The organism is Paraburkholderia sp. RL17-347-BIC-D, from assembly GCF_046027915.1.
In the GTDB taxonomy this organism is placed as follows: Bacteria; Pseudomonadota; Gammaproteobacteria; order Burkholderiales; family Burkholderiaceae; genus Paraburkholderia.
Genome location: NZ_JARESS010000055.1, coordinates 20,921 through 41,337, shown reverse-complemented (window position 1 = coordinate 41,337; position 20,417 = coordinate 20,921). Strand labels below are relative to the sequence as shown.

The window sequence follows — 20,417 nt, the reverse complement described above, 5'->3', positions numbered from 1 at the left end:
TTAGAGAGGAAGTGCAACGAGCGTGTCGTAGCGGCACGAATCCGTGACGACCGTGCGCTCATGCAGCAACGCGCGGCCGCCCGCGAGAACGACCTGATCGACGTAACGCCCCGCGCTAAACACGACCATCCCCCCTTCATAGCCGGTTCGCACGACCATGTAGCTGGTTTCGCAACCGATCAGCCCGTCTTCGACGCTGACGACTTCGGTCGGCCCAAGCACGTGACGGTAGACATGCGGCTCGAACACATTGACCGACTGGATGGAACTGACGCGATCCAGCAGCATGCCGCGCGTGTTGCAGAACCAGATACCGAAATCGCGGCCCGCTTCGAAATCGGTGCGCGTGAGAATGCGGTAAGTGCAATCTTCAGTGAAAAACTCCGGCCAGCGGCCGAGATCGCCATTGTCGATCGAACTGCAATAGTGGGTCATCAGGCGTGCGATACACGCGCCTGTCTGGGTGCTGACCTCCAGGTCAGGATAGCGCGCAACACTAGACATCCATCAGCTCTCTATAGAATTTCCAGAAGCCGCGCACCGAGGTTTCGGTTGCGCGGGTCGCCATCGGGCCGGTGCCCTTGCCGCCCATCTCGATCACCGCAGCGTCGTCAAGATCGCCGCGAATGCCCTTTTCGACGAACGCGCCGATCGTGCCGTCTTCCATCGACACATAACCCGCGGGGCCGACCAGATTGCTTTGCTTGCGCCGGATGAGCGTTTGCTCCGGCGTGTCTTCCTCGAAACCGAGCACCGTCCAGATCAGTTCGCATCGATCCACGCCGAGCGGCACCACCTGCCGCACGCCTATCGAATTCATGATCTGATGCAGCACGAAGCCGGGGAAAATGCTCTGGATCGCGTTCGTGATCTGGTCGGGATACTCCATCCACTGATCGATCAGCGAAGGATCCTTCAGACCAAAATCGTCGCGCATGGCACGAATCACACCGGAGTCGTATGCCTGATCGCCGATGTCGGTATAGCGCTTCGTAAAGGTGATGTGATGCCGGCTGTCTTCATCCTGCAAAGTGCCACCTTCCGCCGACAGCCGGTTGATCTTGAAGGTCGAGAAAAAAGCGTGCAGCAGGCTCGGGTGATAGTTGTCGCGGCTATTCTCGACGTAGAGCTTCCAGTTGTTGTGCATCACCTGGCTATAGCGGCCAAGTATTTTTACGCGTCCATATAGCGTGCGCTCCATGTGCCGCACCATCGTTGGCCCGAGATAGTCCTTCAGTGCAGGGGCCTCGTCGGAGAATGAGCCGAACACAAGGCCGCGGATCGTCTCCACGCGCAGCTTCGTCAAACGGAACTCCGACTTGTCGAAATCCTCGGGCATACCGCCTTTGCCCTGCACGCCCTTCTCGAATGCGACGCTCGTCAGTTCACCGTCGAAGTTATAGACCCAGTTGTGATAGGGGCAAACGAAGTTCGGACGCTTGCGGTGACCCTGCGCTTCATAGCAAAGCACTGAGCCCTTGTGCACGCACTTGTTCACAAGCGCACCAATGGTGCCGTCCTGCTGGTGCACAACAATTACCGAGGTATGACCGACCTTGGTCGTAATGTAGTCACCCGGCTTGGGAATCTCGATGTCGAGGCAGAGGAAACTCCATGTGGGCCCACGGAACACGGCATCCTGCTCGCGCTCGTAGGTCGCCGCATCGGAGAACACACGCAGCGGCACGCGCGTAATGCCCTCTTCCGGCCAGCGGATCCGACTAGCGGGAAATCCAATGGTCGCGACCGTGCCGTCGCACTTTTCCGTCATATTGCTGCTCCGTTGATGAAGGCCCGTACTTCAGTGTGGCCACGGGCCCATTCCCGATATCCGCTCATTTGACTGCTTCCGAGTCGAGATAAGGCTTCTGATAGAAGAGATCCGCGGGAAGCTCGCCCTTCAGCGTGCCGGCGGCCTTGAAAACTTCGAATGTGCGTTTCAGTGTGTCGATGTCACCCGATTTGAACGAGACCGTATTCATGGTCGTCCAGTGGTCGCCGTAAAAACGCGCTCCCTGGTCGCTCATGTTGCCGGCCTTCTTCAGAATCGCCACGACCGCGTCGGGATTGGCCGCGCCGAAGGCCAGCGCCTCGCGCATCGCCGCGAGCACCTTCACCGCATCCGCCGAGTTGTCCTTAAGCCACTCGCTGCGCATCACGGCGACACCGATATACGGCGGTGTGCTCGCCTTCGTCATCTGTTTCCATTGATCGGACAATGTCGTGATCACGCGGACTTTCTGCGCACTGTCCGGCACTTGCGCCACCGTGGTGGGACGCATGACGGCGGCATCCACGTTCTTCTGAACGAGGAACTGCGCAAGACGCGGCTCGTCGCCCGCCACCAGGCGATAGTCGGCAAGCTTGAGTCCGTAATTGCCGTCGAGCACGGCGGTGCCGACGCCAGTGGTCGCACTGCCGATTGGCGACATGCCGATTTTCTTGCCGCGCAGTTCACTCGCGGAATGGATGGGCGAATCGGCGAGCACGACGATTTGCGCATCGACGATCTGCGTGGCGGCCACCATCCGGACCGGCACACCCTGCTGGCTCAGGCTGAATGCCCCCGCGAGGCTGGTGCCGAATGCCAGATCGATCGCGTTCGAAGCCAACGCGGTGGTCGGTCCATTCACGTCCGGAAAGTGGACAAACTGCACCTGCAGGCCCTGCTTCTCAAAGAACTTCTGCGCTTCGAGCACGGCACCGAAACCGAGGCTGGTGCCACTGGTCCAGTAGCCCACTCGCAACGGCGCCGCATACACACTGGTGAGGCACGCGCCGACTAATGCGAGTGCGCATACTGCCTTTAGAACGGAACGAAACGATTTCATTGTGCTCTGCCTGAAATAGCGACGCCGTCGGTCTCCCTGGCATCGTCTTTAAAGGATTACTAAATGTCCTTATCAAAACATGAAGCACGGTGCAACCATCCATCGAGAGGTTCCGCCTGAAAGCAAAGGCGGAACCTCCGTATCACTTGCCGATCGCTACCAGCGGCGCGTGCTCGAAGTCCTGTTTCATGCTGCGGAGCACACGCTCCATCGTCATGTCGCGAAACTTCTCGATGTGCCGGCGCGCAATGCGCGCGCCTGCCTTGCCGTCGCCTGCCGCCAGCACCTCGACCAGTTGGCGGTGATCGTCGGAAATTTCCGGGCTGTCGTCTTCGTCGCTGAAACCGAGCGCCACCAGTCGCGTCATTTCGTCGAACAGCACCGAGATGCTGCGCACCAGACGGTCGTTGCCCGACGCCATCGCAATCACCAGATGAAATTCACGGTTCGCATCGAGGAAAAAGCCGATCCGGTTGCCGTGATTCTTCGACGCCGTATTGCCGCGCGCTGTGCGGTCGATCCGCATCAACGCCTTCGCGTCCACCTTGCCGGCCGCGAGCCGCGCGGCTTCGGGTTCGAGAATGAGTCGCAGCGCAAACACCTCCTCGACATCCTTCAGCGTGACCGGCACGACGACGTAGCCGTGTCGCGGAACCGAACGTACCAGCCCTTCGTGTGTGAGACGCGCAAGCGCCAGCCGGCATGTCGACTTGCCGACGCCGTATTGATCCATCAGCGCAGCCTCGGTCAGCATGCTGCCCGGTTTCAGCGAACAGGACAGTATCGCCTGCCTCATCGCCAGATAAGTCGACTCGCCCAACAACTTGCCCTCGGCCGCCGCCTTGCCCCCAGAAATCACTTTTCCTTCCATGTGGCCCCCCGTGCGCTCTATCCTGGAATGGCTGTGTATTATGCTTACGTCTTTCTGTAGGCACCTCACCAACCTCAACTCATTCTAGGAGATGCATATAGGGAAGTAAACTGGACACAAAAAAGCACATCGCGTATCAGCCGGCAGTGCCGCTCCATCGGCGTACGGTTCGTGATTCGATATCGAACAGGTCAAGCACGCGCCCGAGCGTATGATCGACCATCTGATCGAGCGTTTCCGGCAGCGCATAGAACGCCGGCACTGGCGGATAGACGATCGCACCGGCGTCCGTGACGGCGGCGAGGCTGCGGATATGACCGGCATGCAACGGCGTTTCGCGCACCATCAGCACGAGACGGCGACGTTCCTTCAGCATCACGTCTGCCGCTCGCGACAGCAGCGAACTGGTGCAGCCGGTGGCCACTTCCGACAGCGTCTTGATCGAGCACGGCGCAACGATCATGCCGTCGACGCGAAACGAGCCGCTCGAAATGGCCGCACCGATATCGGCGTTCGGATAGTTGACGTCGGCGAGCGCCTGCAGATCGGCGAGCCGCATTTGCGTTTCCTGTGCGAGTGTCACCTGCGCCGAACGGCTGACCACCAGATGCGACTCGACCTCCAACTCGCGTAACAGACGCAGCAGACGCACGCCGTAGATCGCACCCGACGCGCCGCTGATACCGACCACGAGGCGTCGCCGTGCGGCGGATTGGGCTTTCATGCGATACCTCCGTTATCCACCGGATGCGGCCATTGCCCGCGCAAACACGTCATCATGGCTTTTGACCCGCTATGATCTTCTTTGCCGTTTCGTACGGCCCGGTGACGAATACATCGGGCGGAAGCGTCCCTTTGATCGCGCCGCTCGCCGCGAAGATCTGCTGCTCGCGCTTGAGCGTATCGATATCGACTGGTTCGAAGGAAATGCTGTTCAGCTCGGCCCAATGCGCGGCATAGATCTGCGCGTCGCTTGCAGGCAGATTCGCTACTTTCTGCAGGATCGTCGCGACCTGGTCCGGATGCGCGTTGCCCCAGGCGATTGCATTGTGAATCGCAACGATCAGCTTCGCGGCGGATTGCGGATCGCGCTGGATCAATTCCGTGCGTGCCGCAGCCACACCCAGATAAGGCATCGCATCGGACTTCGTCAGCTTGTGCCATTCTTCCACCAGCGTGCCCAGACGCCGCGTCTTCACTTCAGTCAATTGCGCGACCGTGACGGAGCGCAGCGCCGCGGCGTCGACCTGATGCTGTACGAGAAACTGCGCGAGACGTGCCTCGTTGCCCGGCACCAGCGAATAATCGCCGGCGTTGAAGCCATAGTTCGCTTTCAGCACCGCGGCCGTCATCAGCGCGACCGAACTTCCCGACGGTGACATACCGATCTTCTTGCCGCGCAACTGCGCAATCGATTGGATCTGCGAGTCGGCAGGTGTGACAAATGTGACATCGGCCGGCGCTGTTGCACCGAAGATCTTGACCGGCACGCCGGTCGCCGCGATGCTGAACGCGCTCGCGCCTGCCACGCTGAAGCTCACGTCGATCACGTTGGCGGCGAGTCCGCTCGCCGGCGCGTTGACCTCGGCGAAGTGCACGAAACGCGCGTCGTCGATGCCGGCTTTCTTCAGGAAGTCGCCTGTTTCCAGCACGGCGCCGAGGCCGAGGCTCACGCCACTCGTCCAGTAGCCGATGCGCAGCGGCGCGGCTTGCGCGGAAAGCGCAAGCACGGAAATCACGGCGGCGAACAGCACACGCCTCGCAAGCAGGTAAGGTTGCATCACGTCAGCTCATCAACGGGGTGAATGGAGCGCTGCCGGCCCGCGCAGCGCACAGAACGACATCGCGGCAATCAGCGCCGCGTCGGCGGCACGGCGTCGAAGCGCGAACCGCGCACGCACAACTTGCCTTCCGCGGTTTTCCACAACTGCTTGCGTTCATGCAGTTCGCCGAGCGCGCGAGCCAGCGTGCGGAAGTCGTATTTCGACAGCCGCTCGGCGAGTTCGGTGTAGTAAAGCGGCGTGTCGCCAATGAGCGCGATCGCTTCGGCTGCGGCAGCCTCCACCTGTTCCGGCTCCGACACATGCACCGTATCGGCCTTGCCGCCGACGTAGTCCGCGATCTTCGCCGTGTCTGCGTACGCATACGAAATGCGCTCATAGCGCTCGTGCGGAATGCCTTCCGAGATCGTTGCGTCCACACCGACCTTGGCGCCCGTCGGCACCATGCCAGGCGGCATCACCGGCAGGCTCGGGTCGAGCGGCTTCGCGCGTGCGCCGGGGATCACGATCAGATCGCGGTCACCCTGCACGCGCGTCGCGATCGCCCATTCGACCTGTTCGCCGTTGAACACGTCGATGTCGTCATCAACGACCACCACGTGCTTCAGATCCATCACCGACAGCGCCGCCAGCAGCGCGTTCTTGCCTTCGCCGGCCTGCTTCCTGATCGAAATAACCGCGTGCCAGAATGCGCGGCCACCCAACGTTACGTTGATGTCCTTTACCTGCACGCCTGCCGTGCGCAGCGCGCTGCGAATCGCCTGATAGCGCGTCGGTGCCGCGAGCCACGTGTTTTCCCACGGCATGTGCAGCGAGTAATACATCGCATCGCGCCGATGCATGATCGCCTTGATGCGCACATCCGGATTCCAGTGCAGCCCGCCCATCAATGCGGTGAATTCGCCGAAACGGCCTTCCGGTTGCGTCCAGCCCGTCGGCAGGATTTCCGCTTCGATCACGATTTCCGAGTCGGCGATGTACGGCAGATCGACGGTCTCGCAAGGCGCCAGTTCGACCGGCACGCCACGAATGCCGCCCGCGATCGCCATCTCATCGACACCGATCGGCGCGCGATAGCCGGCGCCCATGATTTCCATCGGATGGTTACCGATCGAAATGGAAATCGGGCACGGACGTCCTTGTTCATACGCACGCTGCGCGAACATGCGCATATTGTTCGGCGTCACGATGTCGATGCCACTCAGCGCTTTTTCCTTCACCATGAAGCGATAGATGCCGCTGTTCAGGCCGTACTCCGGATCGCGCGAAATCACGATACCCGCGGTAATCATCGGGCCACCGTCGAAAATCGAAGACATCGGAATGGGCAGGCGGAACAGATCGACATCGTCGCCTTTGTAAATCACTTCTTTCGTGGCCGACGTGGCGACGTATTTAGGCGGAATCGGGTTCTGGATGCCATGCGCCAGCATCTTCTCGATTTCCGAGTAGCTGTCGCAGCCCATTGCCATCATCGCGCGCTCCTGCGTGCGGATGATGCCCGACAGCAGCGGCATGTCGTAGCCGATCACGTTATGAAACAGCAGCGCCTTGTCGCTCTGGTCGACGAGCGTGCCCACGTGGCGGATGTCGACGGGCTGCCGTATATCGATCAGTTGCTGTGCCGCGCGCAGCCGTTCCAGGAACTCGCGAAAGTTCTCGTTCATACAGAACTCCATAATGTTGAATGTCGTGTCGGTTTCACTTATGCGGTCTCGCTATCCTGCAAGGACGCAAGCGCTATCGCTTTCAATGCGGCGCGATCGATCTTGTTCGTCGACGCAAGCGGCAATGCATCGACGAACCACACGCGCCGCGGGTGCTGGTATGCGGGCGCATGAGTCAGCGCGTGCTGTTTGGCTTGCTCTTCCGTTAGCGACGCGCCCGCGCGCCGCACGACGAACGCCACCGGCTTGGTTCCCTTGATGTCGTCGGCAACCGGTACCACGCAAGCCTGGACAATATCCGGGTGTGTCTCCAGCATCTGCTCGACTTCACCAGGAAAGATGTTTTCGCCACCCGACACGAACATGTCGTCCGCACGGCCGACGAATGCATAGAAGCCCTGTTCGTCGCGGTGAAATACGTCGCCCGTTACATAGAAGCCATCTGCTGTCACCGGTAGCGGCAGGTCCGGCCGGTTGTGGTAGCCGAGCATGACGGCCGGGCTTTTTACAGCCAGCACGCCGGTCGCCACCCCTGTCGGCGGTGCGTCGAGCAACTTCACGCTCACTTCGGGATGCGGATATCCGACCGACAGCAAAGGCGGTTCGATCCCTTGCGGATGGGGCCCGAACACGATCGGCCCGCCCTCGGTCGTGCCGTAGACGTTAGTGAGCTTCGCATTCGGCAGTACCTCGCCGATTTGCGCAAGCAGACTCTCGCTAACGGGCGCCGAACCCATCCGGATGAAGCGCACCGACGAAAGATCCGTGCGCGCAAGCAACTCCTTTTCGCGCAGCATCATCGCGATCATTGGCGGGACGGAGGTGAGCCACGTGACCCGATAGCGCTCGATTGCCGTGATGTACATGCGCGCGGTGAATTGCGGAAGCAGCACGACAGTACCGTTCCCGTACAGCGACATCAGCACGAGCGTCAGCGCGTTCATGTGATACATCGGCGCGGCCACCAGAAAGCGATGCGCCGCCGGTGGCTGCGCGCGCGCACGCGTACGCGCCACCCATAGATGGCTGCCGTGCGAGAGCATCACGCCCTTGGGCTTGCCAGTCGAGCCGGACGTATAGAGAAACATTGCCGGCATGTTGGGCGTCGGCACGAAAGTCTCGAACGGGCCCGGTTCGACGAATGAAGCGAAACTTTCCTCTCCGGTCGAATCGAATACGACTGTCGGCAGATCGTCCGGGCAATCGGCAAGTCGCGCGGTGTCGCAAAATACCAGACGTGCACCGCTATCGCGGATCACAAAAGTGGAGAGCGCGGGCGGAAACCTGTAGTTGACCGGCACCGCGACCATTCCCGCGCGCATGATACCGAGCAGCGCCGCGACATACTCTGCGCGATTCGCCGCAAGAATGGCGACGCGTTCGCCGACTTTCAGGCCGCGCTGCACCAGTGCACGCGCGACGCCGTCAGCCAGCGCGTCGAGTTCCCCGTAGGTCATGCGCGTATCGTGCCACGCGCAACCTGTTTCATCCGGTTCCCCAAGCGCGATCACTGCAAGCTTGCACGGATCGCCGTCGGCTTCGATCAGATCGCCGAGATTCTCAGGCGTGGGCATGTTCAACTGCTCCGATAAATTCAATGACAGTATTGAGTTCGCCTAACAGCAGGGCTACGGACGATGCGTCACTCTGCGCATGGGCCGACGGCATCAGTCGCACGACGCTCTCGTCGGCATGGGACGCGAGCGCGTCCAGACGTGCACGCATCGCGGCAAGGTCGCTTACCTCGACGACGACCGCGCCAAAATAGCTGTCGCGCCCAGCTGCGTTACATACGAGGTCGCCATAGCGCGCGCGGTAGGCCGCGCCATCGACAAAGTCCAGATCGAAATCACCCAACGCAATGCGCGAGTGCCGGGCGGACGGCGATTTGAGATCCGACTCCCCAGCGATCAGCGCATAACGGCGCGCTTCGTGCTGCGGGTCGTCACTCACGATCACACATTCCCTCAAGCGCTGCGCGCCGTTCGGATGCTTCGTCCATTCGGCACGGAAGACCCATTCCGGCGTCAGGTGCTCGCAGAAATAGACGCGCCCGGCGGACAGTTCTTCGGCCGCGAGCCGGGTCGTCCTGAAACGGGCGATCTGCTCGACGCCTTCAATATCGACGGGTCGCGTGAACGACTGCGGTTCAGTGGCGCGCACGCCGGCGTCGATCAAACGCGCATAGGTTTCCTGCGCGTCGTCCGTCTTGAACACGAGACCGTCTATACCTAGACGGCTTTCGAGAATCTCGCGTCGCAACGTGGTGGCGCCGGGCGGCAGGCCAACCAGTTCGAGATAATGTCCATCGAACATCATCAGGTGATTGACCGAGCCAAGCGAGTGATAGCCGCGCGGCGTCAGCGCGAAGCCGAGCGCTTCGAAACACGACGCCGCGGCGTCGGTTTCGAACATCGCGTTCACGACGACATGGTCGAGCGTCGATGTCGCCGTGTTCATCATGCCTTCGGCGCGGGTGCCGGCGCGGTCGAATAGACGCCCCGGCCGCTTGCGAGCAGCGCGCCGGACTGGTCATAGATGTGCGCCTCCGCAACCGAAATCGCGCTGCCGAACTTCACGACCTTGCCGCGCGCGATGAGGTCGCCCGGCATCGCCGCGCGGTGATAGTCGACGCGCAGATCGATCGTCGGTACGCCGCGGCCCGTTTTCGACACCAGCGCCCAGTCGGCCGTGAGGTCGACCAGCGCGGCAAGAATGCCGCCGTGCGTATAGCGGCGTTCGGGGTTCACGACCCACTCTTCGCGCCACGTCGCGGCGATTTCGATCGAGTCGTCGCCGACTTCGAGCACACGCAGACCGAGCCACTGATGATAAGGACCGCGCGTGAGCATTGCCTGAACCTGCTCCGCGGTAAGTTGCTGGTTATCAGCCATTCGAGTCTCCGTATTTTTATGGGGTAACGACAATCTTGCCGAGCACTTCCCGATCGCGAATCATGCGCAGGCCTTCGGCGGCCTGTTCGAGCGGCAACACCTTGTCGATCTGCACTGCAATCTTCCTGGTACGGATCAATTCCATCAGTGCAGAGAGGTTGTCGTCATAGAAACTGTTCGATCCGATCACGCGAATCTCGAAGCTCCAGATGTAGCGAAGGTCTTCCTTGGGATCGTGGCCCGCGGTCGCGCCGCAGACAAGCAGACTACCGCCGCGTTTGATGCATTTGAGCGACGGCACCCACGTATCGCCACCGGTGAAATTGATCACGACGTCCGCGCCGCCTTCATAGCTCCGGCGTTGCGGCTTGCCGTACTTCTCGATGACCCACTTCGAGAAATCGGTGTCGCGATAGTTGATGACGTGGTCGGCGCCCATGGCCTTGAGCCGTTCAGCCTTGTCCGCGCTGCCGGCGGCCGCGATCACTTCCGCGCCGAGCATTTTGGCAAGCGTCACGCAGCCGGTTCCGACACCGCCGCTCGCACCCAGAATGACCACACGATCCCCCGGCTTGATAGTGTTGTGCGTGACGAGCATCCGGTGCGCTGTACCGTAGGCGACCGGCAAAGACGCCGCTTCTTCGAAGGTCACGCCTTCTGGCATTGCGATCAACTGGTCCGCGCTGACGAGGCAGTACTGCGCCATGCCGCCGTCGAGCATTTCGCCCATCAGACCTTTCTTCTTGTTGAGCGGGTTGACAAGCACGCGCGCACCGACCGACCAGTTTTCGACGTTGTCGCCAACCTCCGTGATCTCTCCCGCCATATCCAGACCGATGACCACAGGCAGCGGCACCTTGATGCCCGGCATGCCCTTCACCGTAAAGACGTCGTGATAGTTGAAAGACGACGCGCGCACGCGGATGACCACGTGACCCGGCACCGCCTTCGGCATCGGTAGCTCACCGACATGGAGTTTGTCCACGTCACCGTGTTCAGAGAGAATCAAAGCCTTCATCGTACCGTTCATATGTACTCCTATTTATAGAATGCAGACGCTCTACTTCTTCGTAAATTTCGATTACTTCAGCCCGCGGCGCGGCAGCAGTGCGTCGCGAGCCATTCTTTATGCTCGTTTCTTCCAGCGGAACAGGTGGTTTTCAAGCGGCTTGAGAATGCCGTACTCGAGCACCACCATCAGCACGACCATGGTGAGCGTCCATGCGAACACCTGATCGGTCTGAACAAGGTCCGCCGCCTGACGCAGCCGGTAGCCGACGCCGTTCGACGAACCGATCGTCTCTGCCACCAGCGACACCCGCCAGCCGAAGCCGAACGCAAGGCGCGCACCGGAGAAGAAATACGGCAGCACGGTGGGCAGATAGATCTTGGTCATCACCTTGCTGCGCGACATCTGAAAGCTGCGGGCAAGCTCTACGTATTCGGCGTTGACGCTTTGCGCGCCCTGCCACACGTTCGTGAGAATCAGCGGCATCGCTTCCATGAACACGACGAAGATGGTCGTGCCGTTCGAGATACCGAACCAGATCAACGCGAAGATGGCCCAGATCGCAGCGGATACCGTGTTGACCACCGACAGCACCGGCTCGCAGAAACTACCGAGGCGACGGTTCGCGCCGAGCAGGATGCCGAGCGGCGTGCCGACCAGCGCGGCCAGAAGGAAGCCCGCAACGACGCGGTACAGCGTAATGCCGAGGTCCTCGGCAAAGGTGCCGGTGGCGATCAGGTCAAGCAGCGCGTTCCACGTTTTTTCCGGGCCGGGCAGGATGAAGGCCGGCACGCGTTGCGCCGCCAGCCACCACAGGATCAGGAATATGGCGAGCAGCGAAAGACGTTGACCGGCGACTTTCGCAAAGCGGGTCAGGCGGCCAAACCGTGCGGGGAAAACAGAACTGGCGGTCGAAACAGAAGACATCGCAACGTCCTTAAATGAGGGCGCGCACGCGGCGCACCGTTTCCGCAACTTCGGCGGCGAGCGGATCGCGCGGCCGCGGCAGGTCGATCATCAGCGCATCGCGCACACGTCCCGGCCGCGGACGCAGGACAACCACCTTGTCCGCGAGGACGATGGCTTCTTCCACGTCGTGTGTGACGAATACGACGGTCATCTTCAACTGCTCACGGATTCGCAGCAGTTCCGCGTGCATCTGCGAGCGCATCTGCGGATCGAGCTTGGAAAACGGCTCGTCCATCAACAGGATGTATGGCTTCACGACGAGGCTGCGCGCGAGTGCCACCCGGCTACGCATGCCGCCCGAGAGTTCGTGCGGATAAGCGTGTTCGAATCCCTCAAGGCCGGTCATCTTCAGCGCGGCCAGCGCGCGTTCGCGCCGCCGTTCGGCGTTGAGCGAGCCCGCTTCGAGACCGAACTCCGTATTCGCCACGATAGTGCGCCAAGGCAGCAGGCGGTCTTCCTGGAACATGTAGCTGACCACGCGGGTATCGTGAGTCGGCTCGCCGGCAACTCCGTCGATCCGCACGCCGCCCTGGTCCGCCTGCACCAGTCCCGCGATGATGTTGAGCAACGTGCTCTTGCCGCATCCGGACGCGCCGACGATCGCTAGCACCGAACCCGAAGGCGCGGTCAGGCTGATGTCTTCGAGCACCGCCAGCCTGCCGTAGTGCTTCGAGACGTGCTCAACTTCCACCGCGTTGCGCGCGGTGGCAGGCTTCTCAAACATGGCCTGGGTAGTTACCGCGTTCATCGTGCGCCTCGCAACGGGACGATCGGTGCGCCTGCATGCGTGTCGCGCAGGCTCGCCATGACCTTTTCCATCGTCATGTCGCGAAACGTCGCCACATGACGGTGCGCGATCTGCTCGGCACGCTTGCCGTCGCCGCTCGCGAGCGCGCTGATCATCGCCGTGTGGTCATGCCGGATCTCCGGCTTCGTGTTCTGCACGCCGAAGCCGAGCGACACGAGCCGCGCCATATCGTTGAGCAGGCCACCCAGCATGCGAACCAGCCTGCTGTTGCCCGAACATTCGGCGATCGCCATGTGAAAAGCGGCATTCGCGTCCATGAAGATGCCGATCCGGCTGCCGATGCCAAGCGACGTATCGTCGTTGCGACACGCGCGCTCCAGCCGGTTCAACAGGTCGATATCCGCCTTGCCCGCTGCGAGGCGCGCCGATAGCGGTTCGAGTTCCAGGCGAAGCGCAAACACTTCTTCGACGTCCTTCAACGTAATCGGCGTCACCACGTAACCCTGACGCGGCACGATGCGCACAAAGCCTTCCTGCGCGAGACGCTGCAGCGCCACCCTGCAGGTTGCCTTGCCGATGCCGTAGCGTGCGGTCAGCGCGCTTTCCGTCAGCGTGGCGGCCGGTTCGATTACGCAGGACAGAATGTCCTGACGGATCGCCGAACACGCCCGCTCACTGAGAAGTTTTGCTTCGTTCGAACAGTCGATCAATTCCACCGTCGGAGCTGCAGGATCTTTCACGACACCTCTCCTTCGTCTCGTAAGCTGCTCACGTGGATCTGCGTGGGCAGGTGATGAGTTAACTTAGAACAGCCATTAAAAAAATGCACGGAAAAAAAACGTGACTTCTGAGCTGTTCAGCCAATGCGTTGAGCCCTATCGCATGCCATATACGCATGACGCTCACAGCGCGCACATGCCCCTAGAACGAATGCAGAATCCCGAGCTGTGCGCCCGTCACCCCGTCTCCACGCGCCGGCGTGTTCGGTGTGATGGGGCCGTTGGCGATCAGCGCATAGGTCGCGCCGTGACGGTTCACGAGCCGCTCAAGCGTTCCATAGATGAGCGTCCGCTTGCTCAAGCTGTAAAACGCGCCAACGCTTACTTCGCCCGCGTTGTTATGCTGGCCTGAGCTGTCCTGCGCGTAGCCGATGCCGGCCGCGAGTCGTAGCGCGGGCGTGAGGTTGTACGTCGTCGATAGCGAATAGACGCTGTGATATTTGCCTTCGACATTGGTCGCCGTATTCGAGCCGAGGTTGTTGCCGCGGTAGTAGCCGAAATAACCCGTCAAACTGCCGAACTGATAGCTGCCGCCGGCGAACGTCGTCTTCGTATTGATTTTTCCGTTCGCGCCATTCTGTTCCGCGTGGCTGATGCCGAGGTATAGCGGCCCGCGCTGATAATCGATCGAACCGACATAGGCGTTCAACGCGTCATGCGGCGACGTCTGACCGCCCAGGCTTGCACCCGCGGAAAACGTGAATCCCGCGACGTTCGGCGACCAGTACGTGATCATGTTGTCGTAGCGGAATGCGAACGTCGAAGCGTTGTGAAGAAACGAGCCGTACGTACCGCCGGAAAATGCGTCGAACTTGCTGTGCATCAGCAGCAGCACCGAGTTCTGGCGCCCAAAACGGAATTCGCCATACGGCGTGCCGAGACCGACCCACGCACTGCGACTGAAGGCGAGCGTGGAATCCGTCGCGGCCCCGGAGTTCGTGAGAATGCCGTTCTCGAGGTCGAACGTCGCACGCAGGCCGCCGCCGAGATCTTCACTCCCTCTGATCCCTATGCGGCTTGCCGACAAACCGCCACTCTGCATCGCAGTCTGTGCACCTTTGCCGCCTGCGTTCGTGTAACCCAGGTACGTATCGAGAATACCGTACAGCGTGACATCGGCTCGGGCCGGCGTCATTGTCACGGTGCCGAGTGCAACGAGCGCTGCAGAACAAGCCAAAGCCATCTTGCGCATTTCAAATTCCCGTTTCGGTAAATGGTTAATATCGGATTACTAAACATCTCGTCGTGAAATACTCTGTCGATTAATATTTGCATGTGACGTGTACGATAAACGCACACCCGTGAGGTGCTTACAAATAGTCGGTAAGCGCTCGACGATTGACTTTAGAACGACAAAAAAGAGAAGCACAACAACTATTTCTGGACATCTCAAGCGTGAGATGCTTACGCGCGGATCGCGCCCTCTCGATCAGGCTTCACTATTTTTCAGTGCGGTGTCGGGTGAGTGGTTCGCCGCTGCAGGTTGAACTGCACGGCAAGACCGCCACGTAGAGCTGCTACTGGGCGAGCTATTAAGTGAACATCGCCTAAAAGCCGGGCAACAACTGGGAGGGGCAATCGTTGGGGCGCTGTCACGTTAAATTGCGCACGACACAATAGCGGAGATGACACACGCTTGCTCAGAAGATGACGGAACTTGGGTGGCCTCGGTGAAACGATGCCTGGTGGTGAAGCGTGCGGCGAGCTGTTTGCGATAGAGTGAGGTGCGTAGCAGGTGTCGCTTGAGCGCGAAGTGCTGACGGATCGGACCGAAGCTGGCTAAGAAAACCTGCGTGCGTTCAGGATCGCGGAAGCCACGCATGCGTCGCTCGCGTTCGCGCGTCGGCTGATGACTTCTATGAGCAGAAAGTTGTAAAGGCCATTTGCGAACTGCCTCACAAAGGATAGGTCAAGTCTTGCTCCTCGCTGGCGCGGAAGCGCACAGCTGGGTCAAGGGAGGATCCGTCAATCCAAATATCTCAACAACCTCGTCGAGCAGGACCATCGGGCGATCAAGCGGCGACGGCGAGCTTCAGTTTCAACTTTGACATTCTGACGCTGCTTTCGTGACTAAAATATGCCGCTTTCAAACGGTTGCTTCGCCTCGCACGTTGCTGTCAATGGCGCTGTCCGACCTGTTTCAGACTGTCACCACTTTGCGACCGTACAGGTCGTCTCGGATAGCGGTTGATGTCACCGCGTGAGTAGCAAAGGTGATTTTCCGAGCGTTGTCGCAGAACGCTTTGCAGGTGGTGGCACGGCACTCGGCGGTGGTGCGCCAAGCAAACGCAACAAAACGTAAATTCTGCCGGCCATTAAAGCCTTAACTGGCGGAAGGCAGCCGGAGTCGAACCGACCTGAGAGCGTCTGACGCCCTCAACTGGGTTTGAAGCCCAGCCGCGCCACCGGACACGAATGCCTTCCTACGGTGATTGAACTACACGTTGCCGATGATCAGAGCAGATCGAGCCAGCGACTATCCGTGCGCAGCAGATGCAGGCCACGGTGGAAGCGAGTATACCCAACCCGGTCGAAGAATTCCAAAAGCTGAATCGCGCGTTTGCGGCCCAATCCGGTGACGTCGCGAAACGGTGCGGCCGCAACCGTACCGGCATTTTTTTGCGCCTCGTCAGCCGCAATCAAAGCCAGTTCGCGAATCATCTCCGGGTGATAGAAGAGGTCGCGCACGACCTGAAACAGTTCGCCCTGCCGCGCGAGCTTGCGCATCAATTGACGCACACGCTCCTCGGATACGCCGTGCGCGTTGGCCAGATCGCGTACCCACGGCGGATCGAAACGCCCCGCTTTGACTGCGGGTAGCAACGTCGCCGCGAGCGCGCGATCAACGTCGTCGAGCGTCACCGTGTGGCCCGGCAGATGCAGCCACGGTCCGCGTTTGACGATCTCGCCACGCGTCGCGGCATCGTCGACAAGCGCGCGCCACAGCGCGTCGTCCACCAGCGGCGCGGCAATGCGTCGCAAGCGCGAGATGTCCGGGCCCAACTCGTCCGGCGAGCGTTCGTGGTACTGCGCGAGCGTCGTCGTCAATCGCGTATTGAGCGCTTGCCAAAGCGCGTCGGCGACTAGCAATGCGTCCTCGCCTGGCAGTTCCACGACACGCGTGTTGGGCGGCAACGCGAGCGCGGCCGCCGGCATGCCCGTCAAACTTTCCAGCAGCGAGCGCGACAAGCCATGCGCCGCTCTCGCGAAGATGGCGTCGAGCGTGCCGGTGTCGAGCACCGTCTGAAGCGCGTCGAGCCACGCCAGCCGCTCGGCCGAACGACGCTTGCGCGACGGCGCGAACGGGTCGAGTACATGGCCACCGCCGATCGTGCGATTAGCCTGCGCGTTGCGCACCACGAACCGATCGCCCGGCAGCGCGCAAACCGGCCGCTCGAACACGAGTTGAACGCGGGCACGCTGACCGGCGCCGAGCGTGTCGCCATCGAGCAACGCGACATGCGCGACCTGGTGCTGCGTGCCCAGATGCACATGCAACGGCGCCCAATGCTCCAACGTAAGCGGTGCATCGGCGAGCAGCGTCAGCATGACGTCGATTCGCTGCGACGCCTGCGAGAGCCGCGGATCGACGATCCAGTCGCCACGATCGATCGCGCTCTTCTCGATGCCCGCGAGGTTCAATGCGCAGCGCTCGCCGGCGCGGCCGCTTTGCGCCGGACGATTCTGCGCATGAATGCTGCGCACGCGCACCGGTTGATTCTTCGGCGCGAGCAGCATCGTGTCGCCGACCGCCACGCGGCCCGACACCACGGTGCCGGTCACGATCGTGCCCTGGCCCGAGAGCGTGAAGACACGATCGACCGCGAGACGGAACAGGCCGTCGTCGCGCTTCATCCGCCACGCCGCGGCCGCCGCGTGCAGGTGCGCCTTCAAGGCGGCCACGCCGGGATCGTCGGCGCGCACCGCGCAAGTATCGAACACGGATGCGTCCTCGAGTACGCTTCCGCTTAGAAACGCGCTGACTTCGTCGTGCACTTCGCGCAGACGCTGCGCGTCCACGCGGTCCACCTTGGTCAACGCGACGGCACCTTGCCGAATACCGAGCAGCTCGATGATCGCCAGATGCTCACGCGTTTGCGGCATCACACCGTCGTCGGCGGCAATCACGAGCAGTGCGAAATCGATGCCGCTCGCACCCGCGGTCATGGTATGCACGAGCTTCTCGTGGCCCGGCACGTCGATCAGGCCGAGCACGTCGCCATTCTCGAGCGGCACGTACGCGTAGCCCAATTCGATGGAAATGCCGCGCGCCTTCTCTTCTTTGAGCCGGTCCGTATCGACGCCCGACAGCGCTTTCACCAGGCTCGTCTTACCGTGGTCGATATGTCCCGCCGTACCGACGATCATGCGCGCACGCCCTTCAGTTGCTCGATCAGTTGCGCTTCATCGGCGGCTTCGAGACAGCGCAGATCGAGGCGCAATGCATCGTCCGCGATACGGCCGATCACGGGCCTCGCCATCTCGCGCAGCCGCTTTTCAAGCGCGAGCAATTGACGGCCACCGCGTTTACCGTCCGCCATTCTGACGACGAGGCCATAACTCGGTAGCACGTCGACCGGCAAAGCGCCGCTGCCGATCTGGCTGAACATCGGCTCCGCCGTCACCGCATAGCGTTCGCCGAATGCGCGCTGCAACGCGGGTTGCACGCGCTCCGCGGCGAGCCGGATGTGGTCGGCGGGACGGGTCAACAAGCGCAACGTGGTGAGCCGCTCCGTGAGCTTCTCCGGCGCACGGTACAACTGCAGCACAGGCTCCAGCGCCGCGAGCGTCAGTTTGCCGACGCGCAACGCGCGCTTGAGCGGATGCTTCTTGATCTTCGCGATCAGATCGCGTCGCCCGACGATCAAACCGGCTTGCGGACCACCGAGCAACTTGTCGCCGCTGAACGTGACGAGGTCCGCACCGGCTTCGACGGTTTCGCGCACCGTCATTTCACGCGGTAAGCCCCATTGGCTCAGATCAACCAGCGTGCCGCTGCCGAGGTCCACTGCAACCGCAAGACCGCGCGCATGGGCAAGCGGCGCGATTTCATCCAGACCGACCTCTTTGGTGAAGCCGCTAATCGCATAGTTGCTCGCGTGGACTTTCATCAGCAGCGCGGTTTGCGGGCCGATGGCTTCCTCGTAGTCCTTCAGATGCGTGCGGTTCGTCGTGCCGACTTCGCGCAGCTTCGCGCCCGCGCGACTCATGATGTCGGGAATGCGAAACGCGCCGCCGATTTCAACCAGCTCGCCGCGCGACACGATGACTTCTTTCTTCGACGCCAGCGCGGACAGCGTGAGCAGCACGGCGGCCGCGTTGTTGTTGACCACGGTGGCCGCTTCGGCGCCGGTCAGTTCGCAGATGAGCGCGTCGATCAGATCGTCGCGATCGCCGCGCTTGCCGGTGCCCAGATCGAACTCGAGGTTGGCGGGTTGCGTCAGCGCTTTCATCACAGCCTGCACCGCTTCGTCGGGCAGCAATGCGCGGCCGAGATTGGTATGCAACACCGTGCCGGTCAGATTGAAAACGCTGCGCAAGCGCGACTCGTTGCGCTGGCGCAGCGCGGCTTCGACTGAACGCTTCAGTTGCGCGACGTCGAGCGCGCTCACAGACGCATCGCCCGACTGCGCGCCGGCGCGCCAGGTGTCGAGCGCTTCGCGCACCGCGCTCAACACCTGGGTGCGGCCGTATTCGCCGATCAATGCCGCGAACTCGACCGACGCCAGCACCTTTTCCACCGACGGCACGCGCGCCATCAGCGCCTGCAATTCAGAGCCGCTTACATCGCTCACGAGGCCATCCCTTTTCTAGTCGCATCCACTCGCTGCTAGTCGGACTCGCCGGAAGAGTCATCCGCACCGACACCCTGTTCGGGCCACAGCCACGGATGCGGCGACGCCCGCCGGTAACCTTCCGCCCCCATCAGCAAATCCAGCGTAAGACTGGCGAGATCGTCCGCGAACGGTTCGAAATCGTAGTCCTTCGACTGAATGCCGATCTTTCGATAAGTATGGCATTCGTCGCACGATTCCGCTTTCAGCGCGGCGTTCTTCGATTCCGCTTCGCGCGTGGCCTCGTCGGCATCGGGCGAGCCGACCGTGTGATAAGCGATGCCCTTGGTCGAATCGCAGTTCGAGCACTTCGTGCGAACCATGTGCCACTCGGTCGAGCACAGGCCGCATTGCAGGTAGCGGTAATTGTCATACGCGCCGCCCACGCGCACGATGCTCGCCACCGGATGCGATCCGCACACGGGACACAGGCCGAGTGTCTCGATGTACGGCACCTCGCGCTTGTCGATATCGGCAGCGAGGTCGGTCCACACCACTTGCAGCGCGGCCACGATGAACGGCGCGCTCGCCGGATCGACCTCTTCGAAGCGCTGCGCAAAGATTGCGTCGGCCTGGAATTCGAGCGTAGCGGTGTCGAGCGTGCGCAGCCTGGCAATCAGCGCTTCGAGCGGCGGCGTGAGCGGGCCCGCGGTTGCCACCTTGTCGAGCAACTGGCGCAGCACGTCGCGCCAGGCCGGATCGCGCACGCCGGAAAGCGCCGGAATCAGCGGCATGGAATGCTGCTGCGCACTCGCGATCAACTCGAGGCTGGGCGGCTGCGCCTTGAAGCTCGTCATCACGGCTTGCTGCGCATCGGCGAGCACGGCCATCAGGCGCAAATAGCCGGCGATCGGATTGTTGAGCGCCGCAAGCTGGCGCAGCCGCGCGGCGCGGGCGGAAAACACCGCGAGCCGTTCCGGCGTGCGAATGCGCGGAATCGCCGAATGATCGAGCGATTCGATATCGCCGGCTTCGAGAATACGTTGAACCACAGTATCGACCTCTGAAAACTAAGGAGCCGCCGCCGTTCATCG

General features: G+C 61.6%; 18 protein-coding genes, 1 tRNA gene and 2 pseudogenes. 1 reads left to right on the top strand and 20 read right to left on the bottom strand.

Features of this window, described 5'->3' with window-relative positions:
• The 16 genes and pseudogenes from P0D96_RS40070 to P0D96_RS39995 all read right to left on the bottom strand — a co-directional run.
• The gene (locus tag P0D96_RS40070; protein ID WP_132381481.1) at positions 1-504 is read right to left on the bottom strand and encodes an aromatic-ring-hydroxylating dioxygenase subunit beta; all 504 of its coding nucleotides are present in this window, start codon (positions 502-504) and stop codon (positions 1-3) included.
• Positions 497-1,771 carry an aromatic ring-hydroxylating dioxygenase subunit alpha gene (locus tag P0D96_RS40065; RefSeq protein WP_408319311.1) on the bottom strand — a complete coding sequence of 425 codons (1,275 nt, stop codon included), beginning with the start codon at positions 1,769-1,771 and terminating at the stop codon, positions 497-499. Before P0D96_RS40065 ends, P0D96_RS40070 begins: the two co-directional genes overlap by 8 nt.
• Before the next feature lie 64 nt (positions 1,772-1,835).
• A complete protein-coding gene (locus P0D96_RS40060) occupies positions 1,836-2,831 on the bottom strand; it encodes an ABC transporter substrate-binding protein (protein ID WP_408319309.1) in 996 nt (331 codons plus the stop codon).
• 142 nt (positions 2,832-2,973) lie between these two features.
• Positions 2,974-3,702: a GntR family transcriptional regulator gene (locus tag P0D96_RS40055; RefSeq protein WP_408182256.1), complete on the bottom strand. Its 729-nt coding sequence runs from the start codon at positions 3,700-3,702 to the stop codon at positions 2,974-2,976.
• A 136-nt stretch (positions 3,703-3,838) separates the two neighbouring features.
• On the bottom strand, positions 3,839-4,426 hold the full coding sequence (locus tag P0D96_RS40050; protein ID WP_408319307.1) for a UbiX family flavin prenyltransferase: 588 nt from the start codon (positions 4,424-4,426) through the stop codon (positions 3,839-3,841).
• A 52-nt stretch (positions 4,427-4,478) separates the two neighbouring features.
• Positions 4,479-5,483, bottom strand: coding sequence for an ABC transporter substrate-binding protein (locus P0D96_RS40045; protein WP_408319319.1), 1,005 nt, complete (start codon positions 5,481-5,483; stop codon positions 4,479-4,481).
• 71 nt (positions 5,484-5,554) lie between these two features.
• Entirely contained in the window at positions 5,555-7,150 is a 1,596-nt protein-coding gene (locus tag P0D96_RS40040) for a UbiD family decarboxylase (protein ID WP_132381471.1), read from the bottom strand.
• Positions 7,151-7,188: 38 nt separating this feature from the next.
• A complete protein-coding gene (locus P0D96_RS40035) occupies positions 7,189-8,724 on the bottom strand; it encodes a class I adenylate-forming enzyme family protein (RefSeq protein WP_408319305.1) in 1,536 nt (511 codons plus the stop codon).
• Positions 8,711-9,613 carry a VOC family protein gene (locus tag P0D96_RS40030; RefSeq protein WP_408319303.1) on the bottom strand — a complete coding sequence of 301 codons (903 nt, stop codon included), beginning with the start codon at positions 9,611-9,613 and terminating at the stop codon, positions 8,711-8,713. Before P0D96_RS40030 ends, P0D96_RS40035 begins: the two co-directional genes overlap by 14 nt.
• Positions 9,610-10,044, bottom strand: a complete 435-nt coding sequence (locus P0D96_RS40025) for a PaaI family thioesterase (protein ID WP_132381465.1) — start codon at positions 10,042-10,044, stop codon at positions 9,610-9,612. The genes P0D96_RS40030 and P0D96_RS40025 overlap by 4 nt, the downstream gene beginning before the upstream one ends.
• 16 nt (positions 10,045-10,060) lie before the next feature.
• Entirely contained in the window at positions 10,061-11,074 is a 1,014-nt protein-coding gene (locus tag P0D96_RS40020; protein ID WP_408182252.1) for a zinc-binding dehydrogenase, read from the bottom strand.
• A 96-nt stretch (positions 11,075-11,170) separates the two neighbouring features.
• A complete protein-coding gene (locus P0D96_RS40015) occupies positions 11,171-11,980 on the bottom strand; it encodes an ABC transporter permease (RefSeq protein WP_408182251.1) in 810 nt (269 codons plus the stop codon).
• Positions 11,981-11,990: 10 nt separating this feature from the next.
• Complete coding sequence (locus P0D96_RS40010) at positions 11,991-12,770, bottom strand: ABC transporter ATP-binding protein (RefSeq protein ID WP_408182250.1); 780 nt, start codon at positions 12,768-12,770, stop codon at positions 11,991-11,993.
• Positions 12,767-13,510, bottom strand: coding sequence for a GntR family transcriptional regulator (locus P0D96_RS40005; protein WP_132381458.1), 744 nt, complete (start codon positions 13,508-13,510; stop codon positions 12,767-12,769). The genes P0D96_RS40010 and P0D96_RS40005 overlap by 4 nt, the downstream gene beginning before the upstream one ends.
• 181 nt (positions 13,511-13,691) lie before the next feature.
• Entirely contained in the window at positions 13,692-14,741 is a 1,050-nt protein-coding gene (locus P0D96_RS40000; RefSeq protein WP_408319301.1) for a porin, read from the bottom strand.
• Positions 14,742-15,146: 405 nt separating this feature from the next.
• A pseudogene (locus P0D96_RS39995) lies at positions 15,147-15,413 on the bottom strand (hypothetical protein); the annotation flags it as partial.
• Between the two features lie 96 nt (positions 15,414-15,509).
• Here P0D96_RS39995 and P0D96_RS39990 point away from each other — a divergent pair.
• Positions 15,510-15,602 (top strand): annotated as a pseudogene (locus P0D96_RS39990) (IS6 family transposase); the annotation flags it as partial.
• 275 nt (positions 15,603-15,877) lie between these two features.
• Here P0D96_RS39990 and P0D96_RS39985 read toward each other — a convergent pair.
• The 4 genes from P0D96_RS39985 to fdhE all read right to left on the bottom strand — a co-directional run bounded on the left by P0D96_RS39985 (position 15,878) and on the right by fdhE (position 20,375).
• Positions 15,878-15,973 (bottom strand) — tRNA-Sec (locus P0D96_RS39985).
• A 30-nt stretch (positions 15,974-16,003) separates the two neighbouring features.
• On the bottom strand, positions 16,004-17,917 hold the full coding sequence (gene selB / locus P0D96_RS39980; RefSeq protein ID WP_408291948.1) for a selenocysteine-specific translation elongation factor: 1,914 nt from the start codon (positions 17,915-17,917) through the stop codon (positions 16,004-16,006).
• Positions 17,914-19,344 carry an L-seryl-tRNA(Sec) selenium transferase gene (selA, locus tag P0D96_RS39975; protein WP_408319299.1) on the bottom strand — a complete coding sequence of 477 codons (1,431 nt, stop codon included), beginning with the start codon at positions 19,342-19,344 and terminating at the stop codon, positions 17,914-17,916. Before selA ends, selB begins: the two co-directional genes overlap by 4 nt.
• A 35-nt stretch (positions 19,345-19,379) precedes the next feature.
• The gene (gene fdhE / locus P0D96_RS39970) at positions 19,380-20,375 is read right to left on the bottom strand and encodes a formate dehydrogenase accessory protein FdhE (RefSeq protein ID WP_408319297.1); all 996 of its coding nucleotides are present in this window, start codon (positions 20,373-20,375) and stop codon (positions 19,380-19,382) included.
• Positions 20,376-20,417 lie beyond the last annotated feature (42 nt).